At 50.8% G+C, this 18,318-nt stretch carries 12 protein-coding genes; 4 read left to right on the forward strand and 8 right to left on the reverse strand.

The window, feature by feature from the left end; translation table 11 throughout:
- Positions 1 to 26: 26 nt before the first annotated feature.
- From BM205_RS12255 to BM205_RS12275, 5 genes are all read right to left on the reverse strand, one after another.
- Complete coding sequence (locus tag BM205_RS12255; protein ID WP_092414829.1) at positions 27 to 3,929, reverse strand: SIR2 family NAD-dependent protein deacylase; 3,903 nt, start codon at positions 3,927 to 3,929, stop codon at positions 27 to 29.
- A gap of 120 nt (positions 3,930 to 4,049) precedes the next feature.
- Positions 4,050 to 4,940 (reverse strand): hypothetical protein, encoded by an 891-nt coding sequence (locus BM205_RS12260; RefSeq protein ID WP_092414831.1) that lies wholly within the window; start codon positions 4,938 to 4,940, stop codon positions 4,050 to 4,052.
- A 44-nt stretch (positions 4,941 to 4,984) separates the two neighbouring features.
- Positions 4,985 to 8,785: a hypothetical protein gene (locus BM205_RS12265; protein WP_092414833.1), complete on the reverse strand. Its 3,801-nt coding sequence runs from the start codon at positions 8,783 to 8,785 to the stop codon at positions 4,985 to 4,987.
- 393 nt (positions 8,786 to 9,178) lie between these two features.
- Entirely contained in the window at positions 9,179 to 9,673 is a 495-nt protein-coding gene (locus BM205_RS12270; protein ID WP_092414835.1) for a hypothetical protein, read from the reverse strand.
- Positions 9,674 to 9,747: 74 nt separating this feature from the next.
- Positions 9,748 to 10,425, reverse strand: coding sequence for an endonuclease NucS domain-containing protein (locus tag BM205_RS12275; protein WP_254783866.1), 678 nt, complete (start codon positions 10,423 to 10,425; stop codon positions 9,748 to 9,750).
- 892 nt (positions 10,426 to 11,317) lie between these two features.
- On the opposite strand from BM205_RS12275, the gene BM205_RS12285 reads away from it, so the two are divergent.
- From BM205_RS12285 to BM205_RS12300, 4 genes are all read left to right on the forward strand, one after another.
- Entirely contained in the window at positions 11,318 to 12,649 is a 1,332-nt protein-coding gene (locus tag BM205_RS12285) for a nucleoside 2-deoxyribosyltransferase (RefSeq protein ID WP_175511253.1), read from the forward strand.
- Entirely contained in the window at positions 12,646 to 13,266 is a 621-nt protein-coding gene (locus BM205_RS12290; protein WP_092414839.1) for a 7-cyano-7-deazaguanine synthase, read from the forward strand. The genes BM205_RS12285 and BM205_RS12290 overlap by 4 nt, the downstream gene beginning before the upstream one ends.
- A complete protein-coding gene (locus BM205_RS12295; RefSeq protein ID WP_092414841.1) occupies positions 13,263 to 13,928 on the forward strand; it encodes an HhH-GDP family DNA glycosylase in 666 nt (221 codons plus the stop codon). The genes BM205_RS12290 and BM205_RS12295 overlap by 4 nt, the downstream gene beginning before the upstream one ends.
- Positions 13,929 to 14,565: 637 nt before the next feature.
- On the forward strand, positions 14,566 to 16,257 hold the full coding sequence (locus BM205_RS12300; protein WP_139227260.1) for a hypothetical protein: 1,692 nt from the start codon (positions 14,566 to 14,568) through the stop codon (positions 16,255 to 16,257).
- A 497-nt stretch (positions 16,258 to 16,754) separates the two neighbouring features.
- Here the strand turns inward: BM205_RS12300 and BM205_RS24705 are convergent, their stop codons facing one another.
- The 3 genes from BM205_RS24705 to BM205_RS12315 are packed head-to-tail and all read right to left on the reverse strand — an operon-like array spanning position 16,755 to position 18,318.
- Positions 16,755 to 16,991 (reverse strand): BPSL0761 family protein, encoded by a 237-nt coding sequence (locus BM205_RS24705; protein ID WP_092414845.1) that lies wholly within the window; start codon positions 16,989 to 16,991, stop codon positions 16,755 to 16,757.
- Positions 16,988 to 17,818 carry a metallophosphoesterase gene (locus tag BM205_RS12310; protein ID WP_092414846.1) on the reverse strand — a complete coding sequence of 277 codons (831 nt, stop codon included), beginning with the start codon at positions 17,816 to 17,818 and terminating at the stop codon, positions 16,988 to 16,990. The genes BM205_RS24705 and BM205_RS12310 overlap by 4 nt, the downstream gene beginning before the upstream one ends.
- On the reverse strand, positions 17,818 to 18,318 hold the full coding sequence (locus tag BM205_RS12315; protein WP_092414848.1) for an HAD domain-containing protein: 501 nt from the start codon (positions 18,316 to 18,318) through the stop codon (positions 17,818 to 17,820). Before BM205_RS12315 ends, BM205_RS12310 begins: the two co-directional genes overlap by 1 nt.

Below are 18,318 nucleotides of genomic sequence, written 5' to 3' on the forward strand. Positions count from 1 at the left end.
ACGAATGGGGACACCAGTTTCGTCGTTTAAGAAACAAGCTTCCTGACGAGCAGGAGCGAGTCCTGGCGCGCCATTTCCACGGCGCTTATCCAAGTAGGCTCACGAGAAGCTCCTTTAAGGTTCTTTCCTATAGCCATCAGCACCCTAACGATTGCTGCTCGCAGAAGCGGCGTAGCGTAGTTATTGAGCCCGCCCCTTAAGCTTTCTCCGCTATTCTGCAAATCCCGTATCATCATGCACAACGTCACGCTGAGGGAGCGGAGATGAGCTTGGAGGTGCCGCTGTCCGCCATTTTCAAGGAGCTCAGCAATAGTGTTTAGCTTCAGTTCGAGCTGAAACTCTGGCCCGCTGCGGATGCTGTCGACGAGATAGTTGACGAAGCGCCGCGACGATTCTGTCGGAGATTCAATTTCGAGAAGCCAAAAGGCGGCGGCGTTGAGCGCAGCCGACGATACGCTGCGGCTTTGGTTTGCACCGATTACTGAAATCGTCAGGTCAACGACATCCATCGTCCTCTCTGGCCACCATCGTAGACCGGCGAACAACAGCGACACGAGCGGTGTATTCAAGCTCACGCTGCAATTCCATAGTTCTTCGAACCACTCGTCTAGTCGTTGCGCTTGGATGTTTTTGAGTGAAAGCGTACTTGAGAAAACACGATGAATCACGTGTGCAATTAGTCTCAGTCGAGGTGTAACGTATTCATGCGTTGAAATGCGGCTGGGTTCCGTCAAACGGCGTCCTTCGTCAAGCCACCAACTTCGGAGTTTTTCTATGGCTGAAAGCAGTTCGTGTTCAGGCCAGTCGAATGAAACGTTATTGCTTTTGGTGAGTAGTAGGTCGGAGAGCAGCTCCTCGCGGGACTGGCTCAGGGTCCTCTGCAGCTCTCCCATGACGTCAGTGAGATTCTCTATGGGCTCCATCTTTTGTGTTTCTAACCATCTACGGAAAGTCCCTGCAAGCGCTGCGCTGCCAGAGAGGCTCGGCCAAGTGAGAACCGCTCCAGTGTAAAAATTCGGAATCTGAGGAAGGCCATTCGGGCCGGCATTCTGCCAGATAAGCTTTGCGAATCTGTGCTGCTGCGGCACCGTCATCAATCCCTCCCGATGCAACCAATCCAGTCGTTTGAAACAGCCGCTTAATTCTTCATCTGAGCGCTCCGATGGCGAAAGGCTCTGCACTTCGTCCATTACTTGGTCGACCACTTCAATCCACTGCCTACCAGCTTGGAGTGCTATTGGCATGTTGCGCAGCATATTAACTACATCAGGCCACGAACGGCGGTAAAAAAAATTGATATCGCGTGCCGATAGGGAAAGCAGGGTTGGACACAGACTTTCGAGTTGTTCCGCAGGAAGCAGTCGTATCGCCCTGGTAAAAAATAACTCAAATGGGCGATGCAGCGAGTTGTCCTCTCGCAGCGCCGGTAGCGCGTAGAGCCGAATCGCAAGCCCACACAAAATGGACGCGTGGCTTGGTTCAAGCCGGAACGCAACTCTTGATGCAAGGTCCAGCAGAAATTTTAACGAATATGCGGCTCGCTTGTCCCAGCTCAAGTCATTTGTGAGAGCGTTAATTACCTCGACGGAATGTCGAAAGACTTCTCGAGCCTTCTCCGACGTCATTGCAGCAATAGCTGGGAGCTCAAACGACTCGGCTGAGCCGAGCGTAGCTCCGCCGCCTGCACGCGATAGGATTCGCATGCTGCTCATCGGGTCAACGGTCAGCGACAGAATTCTGTAGCAAGTTGCCATTTCCTCCGCAGTGAATCTGACGTTCCCAACAGAAGGTGGTAGTGACACGCGCTCTATCAGACGGATGTAGGTGACAGCCGCATTCGACGCTTCAGGGCGCAGATTCGGTGAGCGCTTGTCGTCCGATAGAATTTCAGCGTCGATATTGGTAGCACCCGCATTTAACATGCTTTCTGCAATGTCAAGCTCATTCCGGATAGCTTCCATGAGGAAGTTAGGATGTTCAATGTTATCGAGTGCGTTCTCGTCGCGTTCGACCTTATCCTCTTGAGCCTTCGAGGATACTTTCTTTTCCTCCACGGCTATACGTGTCCGGAGGCCGGGTTCCGTGGACCATGTTGTAGGCTCGTTTTCGACAGAAGATACTGGGACTACCAGTCTATCATCGTCGTCGTCTTTTACCGCAACATCTAGTACTCTTAGCAGCCGCTCAGACCATTGCTCGCGCGAGACTAAATAAGCCGATTCTCCTTCGAACTGAATTGCGTCCCGTATAGCGTGCAAGCCACTTCTAACCAGCTCATATGCACGGCGCACAACGCCGACTTCACCAAGCAGCGCGCCTGTCCGTATGCGCCAGTATGGGTCCGCACCTGAGGCGCAAGCCTCCAGGGCGTTTAACAAATCAATCGCAGAATGTTTATCGCGATGTTCAAGACGAAAAAGTACCTGCTCATGAAGCAGAGCGCATTGCAAATCGGACGGAAGTCGGTCTGCCGGAAACTCATTGAGTTGCGATACCCACTTGACGAAATCTTCGTTGTTATCATCCTCTCGGGCGTCACGAAGCATGGCGAGCGCAAGACGAGCGTTTATAAGCCTAATGTCGTCATCTCCAGGCCTGAGTAACTGAGCACTGTCTGGAATTAAGGGGGGCGGCGATTGTTTGTCTATTTTGACTGCGTCGGCGAATTCCAACGCAATGAAATTTGCCAGCTCCGGATGTAGCGGCATCATAGCGATATCAAAAATCCAGGTAATTTCGTCAAGAAATACCAACTTGAGCCATTGAGGCATCGAGTTCGCATTGGCTTTAAACGCTCGCCAGACTATCCAATGCGAGGAGGAGTTTCGCAGCCGGATGCGGTTATCGGCCGGCGCCACAAGCCAGCCAGGGTATTCTTTTCGATTCCGTTGAGCGACCCGAATCCACTCCGTCAACTGCGAGACATCAGGCTTATACGACTTCAGCACGCTACCGGGATTATGGAAGGGCCACTTCGCTCGACGGACCGGTGGTTCCTCGTGCCAGAAATCCAATAGCGCATTGAGAGCTTTTGCGTAGTCAACCCGACCTTTATTCTGACCCAACTCAGCAATATTGATTGGGAAAATATTGCGCTTTTCAAGAAGGATGCGCTGCCCCTCAGAAACGTGACTTAACGTTATAAGGTAGACAGGCGGAGCTTTATCTCCGAGATGGTCGCGTGCCCAGCCAGTCCACAACAAAAAATTTGGGTCATCGCCGGAGAATCCAATTAGGCAGAAAACGTTCTCAAGCATTGATTGTTGAACTGTATTGACGAATGGCGCGAAATCGGTCGGGTAGCAACGATAGTCCTCTTCGGTCACAATCAACCTCGTGCCGCCCCGTAGACTCCCATGAAGTTTTACGACGCGCGGCCGGCCGTTGCGCTTCGAAAACGGAACATCGTGGGCTGCAATTACAACCTGATAGCGAGGTTTGATGCGAGGATTGAAACGACCGCGGTCGGTATCGAGAGCGCGCTCGAGCAGTGTGTCGTAATTCGTGGTGAAGACGTCGTTCCAATATAAGGAGAGTAACTTGGTGTGTAAATCTCCCGGCATTACCACCCCAGCGTCAGGCAGTAACTCGTGCAGGCGAGTGTCCAACTGGACGCGTCCGCGGACTGCGGCATACTCCTCGGCCAAACGTAGCATCCCGCTAATCCCTCCAAGTCTTTCTTTTTCCTTCTTGCGCGCCATTGCAGTCGGGTACAGGTCTACAAGCAGCTTGTCGATAAGCTGGTCCCATACAGGGAGCCTGTGACCGCCTTGCGCATTCAGGCTGAACCCCGAACCGACCATAACCGACGCTTGCCCCTTACTTAGTGCCGCACGAATGGTGTGCAGATGAATACCATTAGGAATTCGATTGATGATGTCAGTTGTTGTTTCGGATTTCCCGGATACGTCGTCTGGTTGCTTATTCATGTTTTTTGTTCTTTAGCATATCGGATTGCAATTAGGTCTTCGGTCTCGAACGTTTTTTCAGCGTTGTAGCTGCTCCCTGATGCCTACTACAAAGTAGGAGCCTAAGCGCAAATGCCGGGCTCACTTCTTCTCTACGTCTACCACGCCAAATGCACGATTAATCGTGTCTAGTGCTCGTTTTTCCATATCCGCATGCTGCTCCAAAAACTCCAATTCATCAGCTGGCAAATGAATTTCTTTCCTGAGTGAGCTGACTAGCTTCACTATAGTTTTTTGCACGACTTGCATATCATCAAACGTTGCTCTTATATGAGCTAGGCGTTCCGAAGCAAGGGAATCAATTGTGCGCTGACGCGACTTTTTTAATGCGACTACCCAGTCGTTCGCCATCACCCAAGAATTCTGGGCGGCCTGGCGAGCACTCGAATCGGCCGCTTGCTCATTGAGTTCTGCAAGCTTAACCCTGATGCGCTGCACCTCGCCCTCTGCATGCACGAGCTGTCTGTTAATGTCCCACACAGGTTCAAATGCTAGTCTTAACGGGTAGGCCGATGCCATAGTCTTGTGATACAACTCGCCCATTTGACTTGCAAGTTCGCGGGACAAATGGGCCGCTTCCGCCTCTGCTACAAGCCACACTTTTGCATTAGCCTTCAGGAAGGATTGAAGCGCATCCGCATCACTGCTTCCGGACATGTCGAGTGGCTTTACTGGGAAACCACCAATAGCTGCCAGAACAGCATGCACTTCCTCAGCCGCTTTCGTATAGACTTCACGACGAATTGCAGCCTTGCGGTCCTCTTCCTTCTGCAGCGCGTCATGTGCACGTTGTTTCTGAGCTTCGTCTCTGTCGTAGTCGTGTTGAGCACGCAAACGCGCAAGACTGCTCTTATTTGCAGAGCGAACGCCGAAGTAGGAAATCCCGGACGCTATCACTGCACCAAGCGCCCCTGACCATATGACGACAGGGATGCTGTTGAACCAGGCAAGAAAATTGTTCCAAAAACCCATTTATATCCTCGATATCTATATCGTATTCGCTGGCTCTGTCGTGCTTACCACCGACCAACTTGCTGGGCATCCGAGGTATTCTGTTCAGCTGCAATTTGTTCCTTCAAATAAGCTTTAAAGGAACGCACCCAATCTCGTACCGACTTCACACGACTGCCGTCAAATTCGCTCAATATCTGGGTTAATTTTTGGAAATACTGCGTGCGAGGTCCCCAGAAAACTCCAGACATAAGATTGCTATTGATTGCATGAAGAACTTGGACGTCTTGACCGAATTCTTCTATAAAGAGCCGGCCCAACTTTGTCCACGCAAGTTCTCCATCAGTCGAATCAATTAGCTTAACCATACCAGCGGCCTTCTTTGCTGATTTTTTGTTTGTGCGTAACCATTTTTCCAAAATGGACTCATCAAGACTTGCGAGAGGAAATTTCGATTCCTCTGCATTTCCTCGCATCCCCCGACCAAGAAAATTACCGAGGTTCCAGGATGCCTTTGGGTTGTCACCGAGCAGGGCATCGGCGAAGACCGGCCATACCGATTGAGCGTGCAATTTGAGCAATTTTTCTGCAACTTCATCTGGCAAATCGAAGGACGAGACATTTTCGGTTGCAGCGGAGACCAGCTGCCTTGCAATCGCAATTGAGAATTCACTATCATCCCTCTCCTCCAGAATCTTCAGAGCAACCTGCGCCCAGGAATGAACATCTCGCCCACGATGAATTTTCGAAAATTTTAATCGTCCAGATAACAATAGTGTCCTCATTGCTAACCGAAGCCCAGGCCACATGACATCGGCCCGACTGAAGAAGGACATATATCCAATTTCAAGGGCGACCCAGGACGCTTCTTCGCCAATCAAACTTAATGCCAATATGAAGGTTGAGACGTCATTTGCCGGCAAATGATTTAGGGAGCCGCCGAAAGAAAAGCGGGTTAATGACCCCGCATCAATTCGACCATCTGCAAGCAATTGAACAAGTCGCAATAAGGTCGGTAGGTCTGGATAGAGATATGCAATGATATCTATTGCGTATTCATGGAGCTCGTTATCTGAAAGTAGCCGTTCAACAACGGCATCTGACCATGGCCGGTCAATTTTGGAAATCGCATGTACAAATCCGGCCAAGACAATGAGATTTATTCTGCCTTGAGATTGGGACCTGACCAACATCAACATCAACACCAACTCGAGAAAAGCGTCGCGTTCCCGCAATCTCTCAGCCAAATACTCTCCGAACGCGTACCCTAGCCTTTGCTCGCCAAAAAAAAGTGCATTGAGATGCGGAGACCATTCGCTGAAATTATTGGCACACAGTTGCGCCAACTCCCTTACCTTCTGATTTGCTGGTGGGAGTTCGCCACTATCAGAATTTGGCTCTGCGAGGTGCATCTCGGACCACCCAGGACGACTGACGTATAAGGACAATTGACCATCTATATCTTCAGAGTTAGGGGTGAATTCATCAACCCATGACTTGACTAAAATACGCTCAGACTCTTCCAACCTGTCGATATCAAACCGAATAGTGTCGCGAATAGCTTCGAGTCCATCCTCCCAGGGCATAGATTTCCATCGATTCGCCATTTCAATAATTTTTCCCGCAAGGTCAATCACCCCCGCTCGCACAAAACTTCGGATATGCCCGGCAAGCATTGAAAGCGCTGCGGATTTTGTGCAGCGTTCAGCTTCAACCGATGCTGCAATACTCGCTAAAACGTTACTCCAATAGCTATGCACTTCTTCAAAGGTAGAAGCCTCATAATCGTCCAATGATGGACTACTCCCTTGATGTTCGGCGCCGCCAGTGCGGCTGAAATACTCGCCACGCATAGCTGCATCAGCTGCGGATAAAGCAATGGATATCACAGCCTCGTCTTCAGATAAAAATAAGTCCGCAAGAAAATCGGCGCGTTCGTCGAGCGTCGCTTCAGTTCCAGGTAAAACTATCTGAAACGTCTGGACAAGTGTTCCCGTAGCATTATTTGCAAAACGTTCGTTTTCGGCGAGTGCCAGTCTCAGAAGAGATTGAGCTGCCGATGTGTATGCTCTCTTATGAAAAATCAATTTCGTTAGTGTCCACACCCACTCTCGACGCGCTGTGTGTTCGTTTCTTAAATTTTCCAGAGACGTCGCGCATATAACATCATGGAGACGTTCACTTGTAACTTCGGGGTTGACTTCGGCAAGTGCGCGGAAGATGCGAGCGCCCCGAGCGCTAAAGAGCACTTCCGCTTGACCAAAAGGGGCAGTAGGCTCACAAAGCTTAGCTGTCACTTCACGCGCTTCCGGCAACGTGTTGAGCATTTTCAGACGCTCACAAAGAGGGTCAACCATGGACCGAGGGATAGCCTCAAATACTTCCTTAGCGCGGTGTGGCGACACACCCTCCCACCAGGTTCTACATAGGCTCAATGCCAGCGGGTGAGGACGAACTCGGATGAATCGTCCTGTCTTCTCGATAATGCCGCGTTTGATGAACTCGCGAACTCGTCGAGAAAATTCGTTACGGTCTATCTGGGAAATTGCTATGGCAGATTTGGCTTCATCTGTGTCGCCATCCATGTAATCTAGGCTTTCAAATAGAGAACAAGCCTCTATTGTCCTCAATGCCGGCTCATTTACCTGATTTCCCGCTCCCCATAAAAATTTGAGTAACTCATTGTCTCGAAGTAGAACGTCATCGATACCCATGCGTCGAACAAATGCGCCGCAAAGCAAATTGGCGAAAAATATGAATCCCCCTGACATATGCGCAATTACATCTGCATCTGCCTCGGACAATCCTGGCGTATGGGCCATCGCCAAAGCGGAGATTTCCTTTTCCGGTAGCGGACTCATCAGAAATAATGGCACATTCCTTAGGTTTTCCGATGGATTGGAATAAATCGTCATCAAGCTAAATTTAGAATTAGCAGTAAGAACCTCGGCTTGGAGCGTTAGGTGCACATCAGGTAGACAATTATCAACAATAAGAACTCCTCGCCTCCCTTGACGTATCCATTCAAACACATGTTTTGTTAGTTCTGTTTTTTCAAATTCCGCATCGTAATAGACGATATGTGGTGCGAGCCCCGGACCTCCTCCCGTTGGCCCGAGAGATTCCAGGGCAAGTCGTGTTTTACCCAATCCTGGGAGGCCATTAAGTCTAATTGCCTGCCTCGGCTGAGACATTGTCTTGCGAATGGCAAGGATGTCCGCGTTAGTTGAGGTTGATGAGTGGAATGCCCAATCGTCCGGCATAACCTCTAACCATTCGGTATATGTCTTCAGGCCAGGAACCGTTGCTCTCCCAGTTACTGCTTGCACGTACACAATCGCTGGAAGGTAATCATTGGTCCATCTTGCAATATCTTCTGCGCTCCAAACCAGCAATTTTGCACTTGCGGACTTCGGGGTTCCCAGTTCCTTGAGTTTCGTACGCATAGCAGTTATACGGTCCGTCTTTTGCTTTCCATTGGCGGTGCCGGTGGTAAATAGAATATACGTATCCCCATTGCGCAGCGCTTCAGCAACGAGGGCTTTCAATGCCTGCGGCTCTCCTTTTTTTGGGGCTGCCACAAGTTCGCTCGCGCATTTCGCCGGCCCCATATTTTCGGCCTTGCACTGAAAAACAACCCTGTTTGATGGGAGAAATTTAGTTTTCGCCGGTTTTGTGTCCCATCGAATTGATGCGTCTATGCCACCGTCACCGGTCTTAATATTCAGACCAACTTCAATTGTGTTGATAGCGATTGCGTGAGCTTCTGCCTCAAGAATGAGGAGTCGATTGAGTAGGCTGGTGAGTTGTTGGTCAGTTAATTGACCAATTTGGCGCGAATCAACTTCAAAGATGCGGTCTGTCATTTTAGGCTTTGGATTTTTTTAGAAGCTCAAATGTCTTTAAATGGAAGCGGAGCAATTGAGACATTAATTTCATTTATTGGTATTAGAAACCAGGGACGCAGGACTCGGGGCAGCCCCCTACTTCTTGGAGGAGAAGCTTGCTTGGAGTTCACTTTGCGGGAATTGAAGTGCAGGTTTCACCGCCAATAATGCCCTTCGCTTATTCAAATTCACTGAATCCGTGAATACATTGCTAGACAATATCACAAGTTTCTAAGCAGCATCACCAATTGTAAAAATGTAAATTCGCCCTTGATGCGAAGTGTGTGTGTTAATTGACGAAAACGCTGAATGAACGGGAATGGGAATGTCTCTGATGTCCTCGCGAGATGACCCGGCTTGGCGGTCAGTAAGCTACCGTCGGTTACTCTGGGGCGATTTTTTGAGCGGAATATTGGTAATAGTTGAGACCTTCTTGCGCCAAGCATCTGGCGACATTTTGTACGGGGCTAGAAGCTCGCAAAGTTTTTTACTTGGTGCAGACGTGGAGTACGCTCCCTTTGCCCACGATGCTGTCTCGGTCCATCCCATGGCCTTGGCAATGTCAACCGCCTCCGAATATGTAAGAGCAAAGCTCTGAGCATGCTCTGGCGCACGAAGGCCCCAGACATATGCGATGACGAGATTTGAAATTTTGGCATACTTGGTATCAATGGAGAACGCACGAGTCGATGCTACCTTCATTTGAATAGGGACCGCCGCGAACCTCGATACTACAGCAGCCAAGTCAACATATGCGACCAAATCAATACCTCTATCTCGCAGCGGAAGCGCAACTTCCAACCCTGCAACCAGTAACTCATCAATTAGTCGGTTGCGACCCAAGATTTCGATGGTTTGTGTATCCATGTTTTGTGTTCTAAACATTCGTGAATATCAGCCTACGAACCAATGCAGGCTGGCGCAACCTAAAGCTTAGCCAGTTAAATAGTCGCCTCGTCAAAATTAAACGATACCCGGTATGTAACCAACTTCAGACCTGGAATCGCCATAGCGGAGTAGCGTACGGGGTCTGAAAACGCTCCTGCCACCAATATCGCACGTGGTGGCTTTTTGTCGCGACGTGCGAACCAGCCGATGTACCGCGCTATCTGTCCGATTGCGGCGTCTTTTGCTTCGCCGGCCTTTAATTCAATAATTACAGTTCGGCCCTCGCAGTCCATAGCCAACAGGTCTAGGCGACCAACCTCGATGGTCTCCTGCCTGGATACCAGCTTTAGTCCTGGCTCCAACGTTTCCAAGTGGCTGACGATGTGGTCCTCAAGGTCCCGCTCGAGACTAAGGCTGCTCTCAACATACTCGGTCAAAACCTCCGACGTTGACTCGCCAACTACAGCTGCCGCCAACTCTCCGGTTTCAATGGAGTCATCCTGCGTAAATACGGCCAACTTCATCCTGAAATCCGGCGACGCACGCCTGCCGGCATCAAGCCAGAATTTGGAATGTGGCTGACTGCTAGCCTTATTGGCCCACCATGCACCATACTTCTTTGCCGAGTCCGGAAGCCCCCCGACAATTGCGTCCAGCTCATCAAACGTCAGGACAATTCTCTGCTCGCCACTCTCAAGCAATTTTCCGGTTAGTGCGGCATATCGGGACATTTTCATCCTTCTCAGCGTTTACATGAAAAACAATGCAGCCAGCATACCGCCGATTGCTGAACTGTTCCAAGGCCAATCTAAATGCCTGAAACGCGTCAATCATCGTCCGTTAACTCCACGGACTATACGTCGCATACAAACTCGTGCATGCATGGACGTATTGGAAATCAGCTGCGTTCGACGCATTCGCTAATTCTAGTTTTGATTACAGCGATTTCTTATTGTCTCTGAATTGGTTCGAAGTTTGTGAGCACCTCCCAGCTTCGGATTGCTCGAACAAGGCAGGAATATGCAGCCTTTGTTCACTAATCCGAATTAGTCCCTGCGGCTCCAAGTTGCGTCTTCATCTTTCTCAACCCGAAGTTGGAATTTAAGGGTCATGGACGCAATGCTAAGTCTTTTTGGCAACAAAAATTGAATTGATGGCGATATGTCCTTGGACTTTGATGTATGCTAATTATTAAACTTGCCAATATAAAAAAACCAAGTATATCTAGGGGGGTCCAATGGGAAGCACAGGGTCTGGCCGTTTTTCCGACTATTCTGGTGTCAAAAATACAAATACAGCAGGTGAAGGAGGTGGGGGCGGAGGTGGGGCGAGTGGTGTCGATAAATGTCTGCAGGCGTTCTCATGCGTTCTGGAAGAAGTGGCTCAGTGTGACTACTACGGTCAAACGATGGCAGTTCCTGCGCAAGGCTCAGAACTAAGCATTTCCCTCGCCGGACGGTTATTCGCCGTCGATTCTAACGGTACTAAGGTCGGTGCACTTCCCACGTCGCTCAATTATCTCGCTGCATGTTTGGCAAGTGGTGTTAGTTATGTGGGAGTCGTCAAATTCTCGGCGTCCACACCTGTGCCCACCGTTGAGGCAGATTTCGTCCCGCAAGAATCATGACTAACTCAGATGCGGTCTTGGTGGTAGGGGAAATCGTTGTTGATTTCACGCTTCCTCAAGATGGCGCTGAGTGCAAGCTTCGCTTAGGAGGCATCGTTCATGCCGCAAGAGGCCTCTGGGCAGCAGAACTGGAATACTCCGTCGCGGCTTTTTGTCCTCAATATCTTGCAGAAGATGCGCATCACTATCTTGCTGCTCATGGATGCAAAGAGTTCCTCTGGCTTGGCGACGTAGTCGGGGCGCCGAACGTAATTGTTATTGGGGAGCCGACGGAGCTCTCGAAGCAGGGTTATGAGGATTTGCTCCGGGAAAGCAAACAAATCAGGCTGCGCGAACCTTTCCCGAACCTGGAGAGCTACCAACGTGTAGTTGTCTTCCCTGGCAAGTTCGACATTAATTTGTTGCTAGGAAAATTTTCTCCCACCGCAAAATTTACGTTTGATGTCGCGTATGACGTTAAGGACCTGTCTTCACTTTGTGCTTTTCAAGGGCGCACGCAGGCCATCATCATCTCGACGTCGTCAGAGCTCTTTCTGGCTGTAGGGAACGAGAATATCGACGAATTGATTACTGAGGTTGGGAAAGTCTCTCCAGATATCTTCCTGTTGAAAGAGAATCGTGGCGGGAGCAGGCTCTTCAATCTGTTGGATGGCAGCGTTGAAGAAATTCCTGCGTCGTTAGGAAAAACCGTCAATTCAGTCGGCGTGGGCGACGTGTACTCAGCCGTCATGGTCGGATGTTCTAGTCGAGGCTGGGCCGAGGCTGCGTGGCGCGGATGCCAGGCCGCGACGGTTTATTCGCAGACCACTTACCCTGATGACGTGAAGCGGGATGTGCAGCGAAGCTTCAACCTACCGCTAGAGGTCCTGCGCACGTTAGGTGGAACGATGCTTCCCTGGCATGACCGTCAGCAGTTTTCTATCTATCTGGCTGGCCCCGACTTTTCGTATGTCGAGAAACCAGAACTTGACCGTGCAGTTGACAGCCTTACTTATCACAACTTTAAGGTGCGGCGGCCAATCCAGGAAAACGGTGAACTCACACGGCCAGCAAGTAAATCAGACATTAATCGTACTTACCGCTTGGACTACCGGCTTTTGGTGGAGTGTGATGCCGTCTTTGCGGTCCCGCTCGGACGTGACCCGGGAACGTTGGTTGAAATCGGCATAGCAATCGCGTTAGGAAAACCTGTTGTAACCTTTGACCCGCGAAGGGAAAACGACAACACGATGGTAGTGGGCGGAAGTGTTGTATACTCTTCGTCCCTTGATGAATGCCTGAAGGGGACCTTCAATTCTCTCGCTAAATTGAGGGCAGAATCGACATGAAGAGAGCCATTCTCCTAGCTTCAGGCGGACTAGACTCAACGACTGTCGGGTACCGGCTGGCGTCAGAGGGCATTGAAGTCGTACCTATTTTTTTCGACTACGGACAGCATTGTGTAGACGTTGAATGGAGCCGGGTTAACGAAGTATTGCCCTCCAAAATGCAAAGGCCCGAAAAGTACGACATATCCGACATCTTCCGGGGTTCACAATCGCGCTTAATCCGCGAAGCGGACCTCTGGAATGAAGAGGTCAAAGACGATGACCTATACATCCCATATCGGACAATGTTGTTCTTTGCGGCCGCTGCCGCTAGGGCACAGACCATCGGTGTTCTGGACGTTTACACAGGCTTCATCAACAGTAACCATGCCAAAGAAATTGATTGCACCGCCGCATTTATGAATAACCTTGAGGGACTTACATCGAACATTGGTCCCGTTCGTTTCCACACACCATTTCGCTACTCGTCTAAAGCCGATGTGGCGCGAGCTGCCGCCGAACTTGGTGTTCCAATCGGCAGAACTTACTCGTGCCAGGCTTCGGGGCAGTTTCCGTGCGGTGCATGCCCTAACTGTGTCGAACGGCTTAACGCTTTGATAGAGGCGGGGCTCGTATGAGCGGGATTGGGCCAAAAGGGGCTGCCATTGAGGTTCTACTTGCAGCACGTCGTATTGCCGACCACGCAAAGGACGAGGGCGCCCTTTGGGATGACAAGGCGCCACGGGCCACCTGTGAGCATGTGGGGGCGATTCTTGCAGACTCAGTGCTGCAAGCTGGGCTCAATTACGCGACAGTTGTGCGTCCGAGGGTGTTGGCTATTCTGCGAAATTATGCCCAAGTAGACACAGTTTCGGCCGTGTTTGGTCTGACTCAGGAACAAAAGACTGGTGAGTTCCTGAACTGGAGGCATCACGAGAAGGTGACTCGTTTCGAGACTTTAGTCGCTTTCTTGAAGGATTGGGATATCGAGGACGCTCAGGATTTGCGGACCCACTTGGCAACCGAACGGTTTTGTGACGCTGTCCAGACTATCAATGGGGTGGGTCCGAAGACCGTTGATTATATGGCGTGCCTTGTGGGTATCGACTCTATCGCGGTCGACCGACATGTGCGTACGTTTGCGAAGAATGTTGGGGTCGAGAACAACGACTACCATTTTTTGCGGAGGTCGTTCTGCTGTGCTGCGGACCTGCTGGAACTCCCGCGGCGTGAATTTGACGCATGGCTTTGGAGAAGGGCCGCGTCTTCTGGGCAAAAACAGCTTAGCTTGGGTATTTAACGTCAGAACAGCTTGCGTTGCTGTTTCCTGCTAGGCTTGGCGCTGCGTGTATGCAGCTGCTCAGCCGGGTACGGATAATAAGCCAAATGGTCCCGCAGTATATTCAAAGTAAATTACATGTTCAAATAGTCATTTTTTCAATGCTATCGCGGCCTTTGAGGAGCTACTGGCGCAACCTGATTCGGCGCCTGAAGCTCTACGAAAGAAAACCGAAGCCGGGAAGATGGCCTTCACCTAAATGCTCTCTTGCTGTCCAAGGAGTGGCAGCCTAGTTGACAGAGTTAGACAAGCGTACGAAGAGCAATGATGAGAATCCGTAGCGAGAACCCCTTGTCTGCTTCAAGATTTCGCAATGTCCGAACACTGATTCCAGCCCCTTCTCCATAGTCGGCAACAATATTGCTGGTTATGGTGAAATCATTTTGGCTTGACACATCGTATAAATGCTCACTATTATCTAGATACGGTTCAGCCGAACCGTGGGTGAGTTGCTCCCGTCAGTGCACGCACCGGACACCGTCCGGCCTGGCAAAACCAGTTTGTAGTCACCTTTGTCCTCCCGGCTTTGGTTGAACTCTTGGAAAGCCGAACAACGCGTGCCGTTCATGACTGTGCTTTCCTTAACGGAGCTCATCCAATGAAAAGCCCATCATCGGCCAATAGGCCAAAACCCACCCAGCTTACACCTGAAGCACAAGCAGCAGCCTTATGGGCATATGTCCAAGCCAAGGTGCCTCGCTTTAGCATGGATGCCGCACGTGAAGTGGCAAATCGGTTGGACCTGCGTCCAGACGAAGCCCCCAAATCGCTTGCCAAGCGTCTACGCATTGAGTTGCAAAAACATCGCGTCAAGCTGAAACATACGAATGCATTGCAAGCAGCCTCGCATCTTGCAGGCTTTACGAGCTGGCACACCAATGAAGGCGATGACGTTTATCGTCTGACGTTCGCTACTTTCGATGCGGACTTGATGGGTGAAACGCACTTCAGGTCCTGGGATGAACTGGCAGCCGAATTGCGCAGTTGGGCTGACCGCCTACTAGCTCGGGGCCAGCTTCCACTCGGAGTACTCACGCTTAACTTTACCGGCCAAGTCTTGAACCTATCGACACCCGTGCCGCCAGAGAAGGACCATCCACAACAGAGCAATCAGGCTTGGCCGCTTGGCACCATCACCTCTGCAATCGACGAACAGCAGTGGCTCGACGGAGCATCAGCTGCGCTGGAGAAGCTACGTCGTCATCTTGAAGAAAACGGCCATGCCGTGCTCGATGGTTACGCAGTATTGCGACTATGCGCAGACTCTCTCGACCAAACAGGACATCCGATGGCCGTGACCGCATCGGATGTCGTCAACTCGGAGCTTGTCCTTTTACGCGAGGACTTCGACGATGAACCCAACAGCGGCTATGAGATAGCGCGAGGAGATGAACTGACCTGCTGGCATCAACTTGAGTTGTCCCTCCGTAAAGACGGAGCTCAGGCGACCCCCTCCGTTGAGGTCACTATTCCCAATGAGGGAGCCGGAGCATGGCATGTCAATGGCATCCGCTACGTATGGGCCGTAGAGACGCTTAAGCCGCAGGCATATGTGCCTGGACGTGTGAACCGCCAAATTGGCATTACCGATTGCGAACGATTGCTGCGCCGCTACAAACTAGCCAAGCGCATTCACGGCAAGGCCTTCAAGCATCACGAGCAGGCTAAGCATGTTGACTACCTAGGCGGACCGCCTGAAAGCTACCGCATTGACCTGCATTTTCTTCTGCTGCAGTTGAATAGAGCCAACCTCACTTGGGAAAGTTACATCGAGAATTTCGGCGCGGAACCGCTCCCGATGACGAACACCTTGCCTGTAGGATTCGTTTTCCAGCTTCTTGAGAACTTGCAGATTGACAAACCGAATCAAATTTTCGCCAGGCCTAATCTGTCCGAGATGGCGCGAGTCGACGATGACGGTTTGCTGCGGGCACTGATGTCAAGAGTCGAGCACGTACGCTATGTGACACCGTCCGATTTGGATGAGGTCCGAGTCAGTGCATTGAGTGATGTCGTGGAGGAGTTCGCCAGCGGCTTGCATGCGCAGAAAATGTTTACCTCTGGTGGACTGCAAATGGGAGACGAACTGCCTCATCTAGTTTGGGCTACTGACGCTGAAGAGTTTCGCTTGGCGGGTGAAGCGCTGGGCTTAGTTATGCACGCTGCTGTGATGCCACACTTACATTCTACAAAAGGGATTTTGCCGGATGTACCAGATATGAAGGTTTGGCCTTGGGCATTTGGCAATGCCCTGTTTTTGCGTTTTGAACATGACGGGAGCCAGCAATGATTCCGAACGCTGATAAATTGCGCGAATTGATAGAGGTGTGCAGTATTTGCGGCCTCCTGGTTGTTCCACACCCGTCAATGCCTAATGCTCCTGCGGCACCTGCGCAGCCTACTGCCTCAAGTTCCGTTTCACCTGCAAATCTTGGGGAAGAATCATGGGCGTCCTAAATCGCAATCCCAAAGGACCGGCGCCGAATCGCGAGAGTCCTTATTGTGCTTTTAAGGATGACCGCCATCGGTTGTGGGCGCTCATCTCTCGCGACATCAGGGCGGTCGTCGTTTGCGCGATACTTCTGTTCGCTGAACCTGCACTGACTTCGCGTTTTTCGCATGTCCTGGCTATGTTTGGAGTAGCGTAAATGGTGCTATTCACTCAAAATCCTCTAACAGGGGCAAATACAATGAGCTACGCTAGGTTAAAAATTAGGAGGCATTTTGAAACTTGTAGACGAGACGATTGAACTTCTCTCCGGTACTGACCTGACTTTAGAAAATGCTCTAGTTAATAGATTGGCGCAGAAATGCATTTGACGTTGTGCGCTCTTCGGTTGGTTTCTCCCACCAACCCGGAAGTGCCAACGCGGTCAGGTGTAAATCGCCATCTGATGGATAGTGGCGTAGTAGTCGACGTGCTTCCGTGCGAACAGATTCCGGCACATCGGCACTACGCGCGAGTTCCTGGAGAAATTCGCGGGCTTGTACAACGGAACGCGTACGCTCATGTGGCATTGTCATAAGTTGTCCGTCGAAGTGACAGCATCTAGTGAATTGATATCAATGACGCACGCCCATTGAAAGGCAGGATTCTCGAATCGGAGGTCGCTAGCCTTTGCGACTTTAGTTCGATTCCAGGCGTAGCCAAGCGGATTTGCCACTACGCGACACCCGGCAACCAAGTAATCGAAGCTGTCGTGTACATGCCCATGCAGCCACAGGTCTGCCTTGAACAGTAGTTCGTCCAAGTTGCCGCTAACGAATGCCGCGTTTTTTGGGTCACCAGCGTAACGCGGATGAACTGACAGAGCATGTGGCCCGTGATGCGTGATGACGACGGTTTTTCCGTCATAGGGCTTTTTAAGTTCGCGTTCTAGCCATTGACGTGATTGCTGATGCTCGTCCAACGCTTTGCTGGCGGTGAAAAGCCCTTCCTGGCTACGAATCAGACGGTGGTCATTCAATACACGCTCGGCGTTGTCCATCAGCTGTCGCTGCGTTTGATTGCTCGGCAAGAGGTAGTCTGTCCACAATGTGGTTCCCAAAAATCGCACACCTCCAAAGTCAAGCGAATCGTTGTCCAAAAAATGAACGGAAGTGCCTTCGGCCGCTTTGCGTAGGCCGACACGCGTCCGGTCAAACGAAAGGCCGTAAAACTCGTGATTGCCGGCTAGGTAGAAAACTGGCACAGGCCAGTCTTTGAAGAGTTCAATGGCTTGCATGCCATTTGCAATGTCACCGGCAAGAACCAACACATCCGCTCCGTACGCAGGCGCAATCAAGCGTTCGCCAGGGAAGTCCCGTTGAAGGAGCTCTAGGTGCAGGTCAGATGCTAACTGGATTTTCATCAAAATCGTTCCAACATTAATCGAATTGCTTCTTGTATGGCCGGGTCACTGATGCCGCGCGTACCATCAGTTCTAATTAGATTGTCTCGACACCATTCCGGCCATCCGAGATAGTCGTCATCGATTGCAAACCAGCTCTGCGGCCCTCTTCTGAAGACGTCATTGGCGATTTGCACACCACGCGGCAGACAAACAAACTCGTCCTTGCGCATGAGGCGATTATGAAACGTCGCCCCAATGACTTTGGCCTGTAACGACGGGGTTAACTGCTTCTTTGCAAAGTGATAGCTGCGCACACGCACCCAACTGGTCGACAAAACGATACGCACATCTGGATGTGGTGCTAACAGTTCGTCGAGAATAGGTAACCATTCAAATAGCGTGCGACCTGGCGTATTCATATAAATACCGCTCCGCGGATGAAAATAGACTTCTTGGTCGTGGACCACCCCGTCAAAATCGAGATAGCATAGTTTTTTGGAGTCCGTGGTTGATGCCAT

It is taken from the genome of Collimonas sp. OK307 (assembly GCF_900113705.1).
Classification (GTDB): Bacteria; Pseudomonadota; Gammaproteobacteria; order Burkholderiales; family Burkholderiaceae_D; genus Collimonas.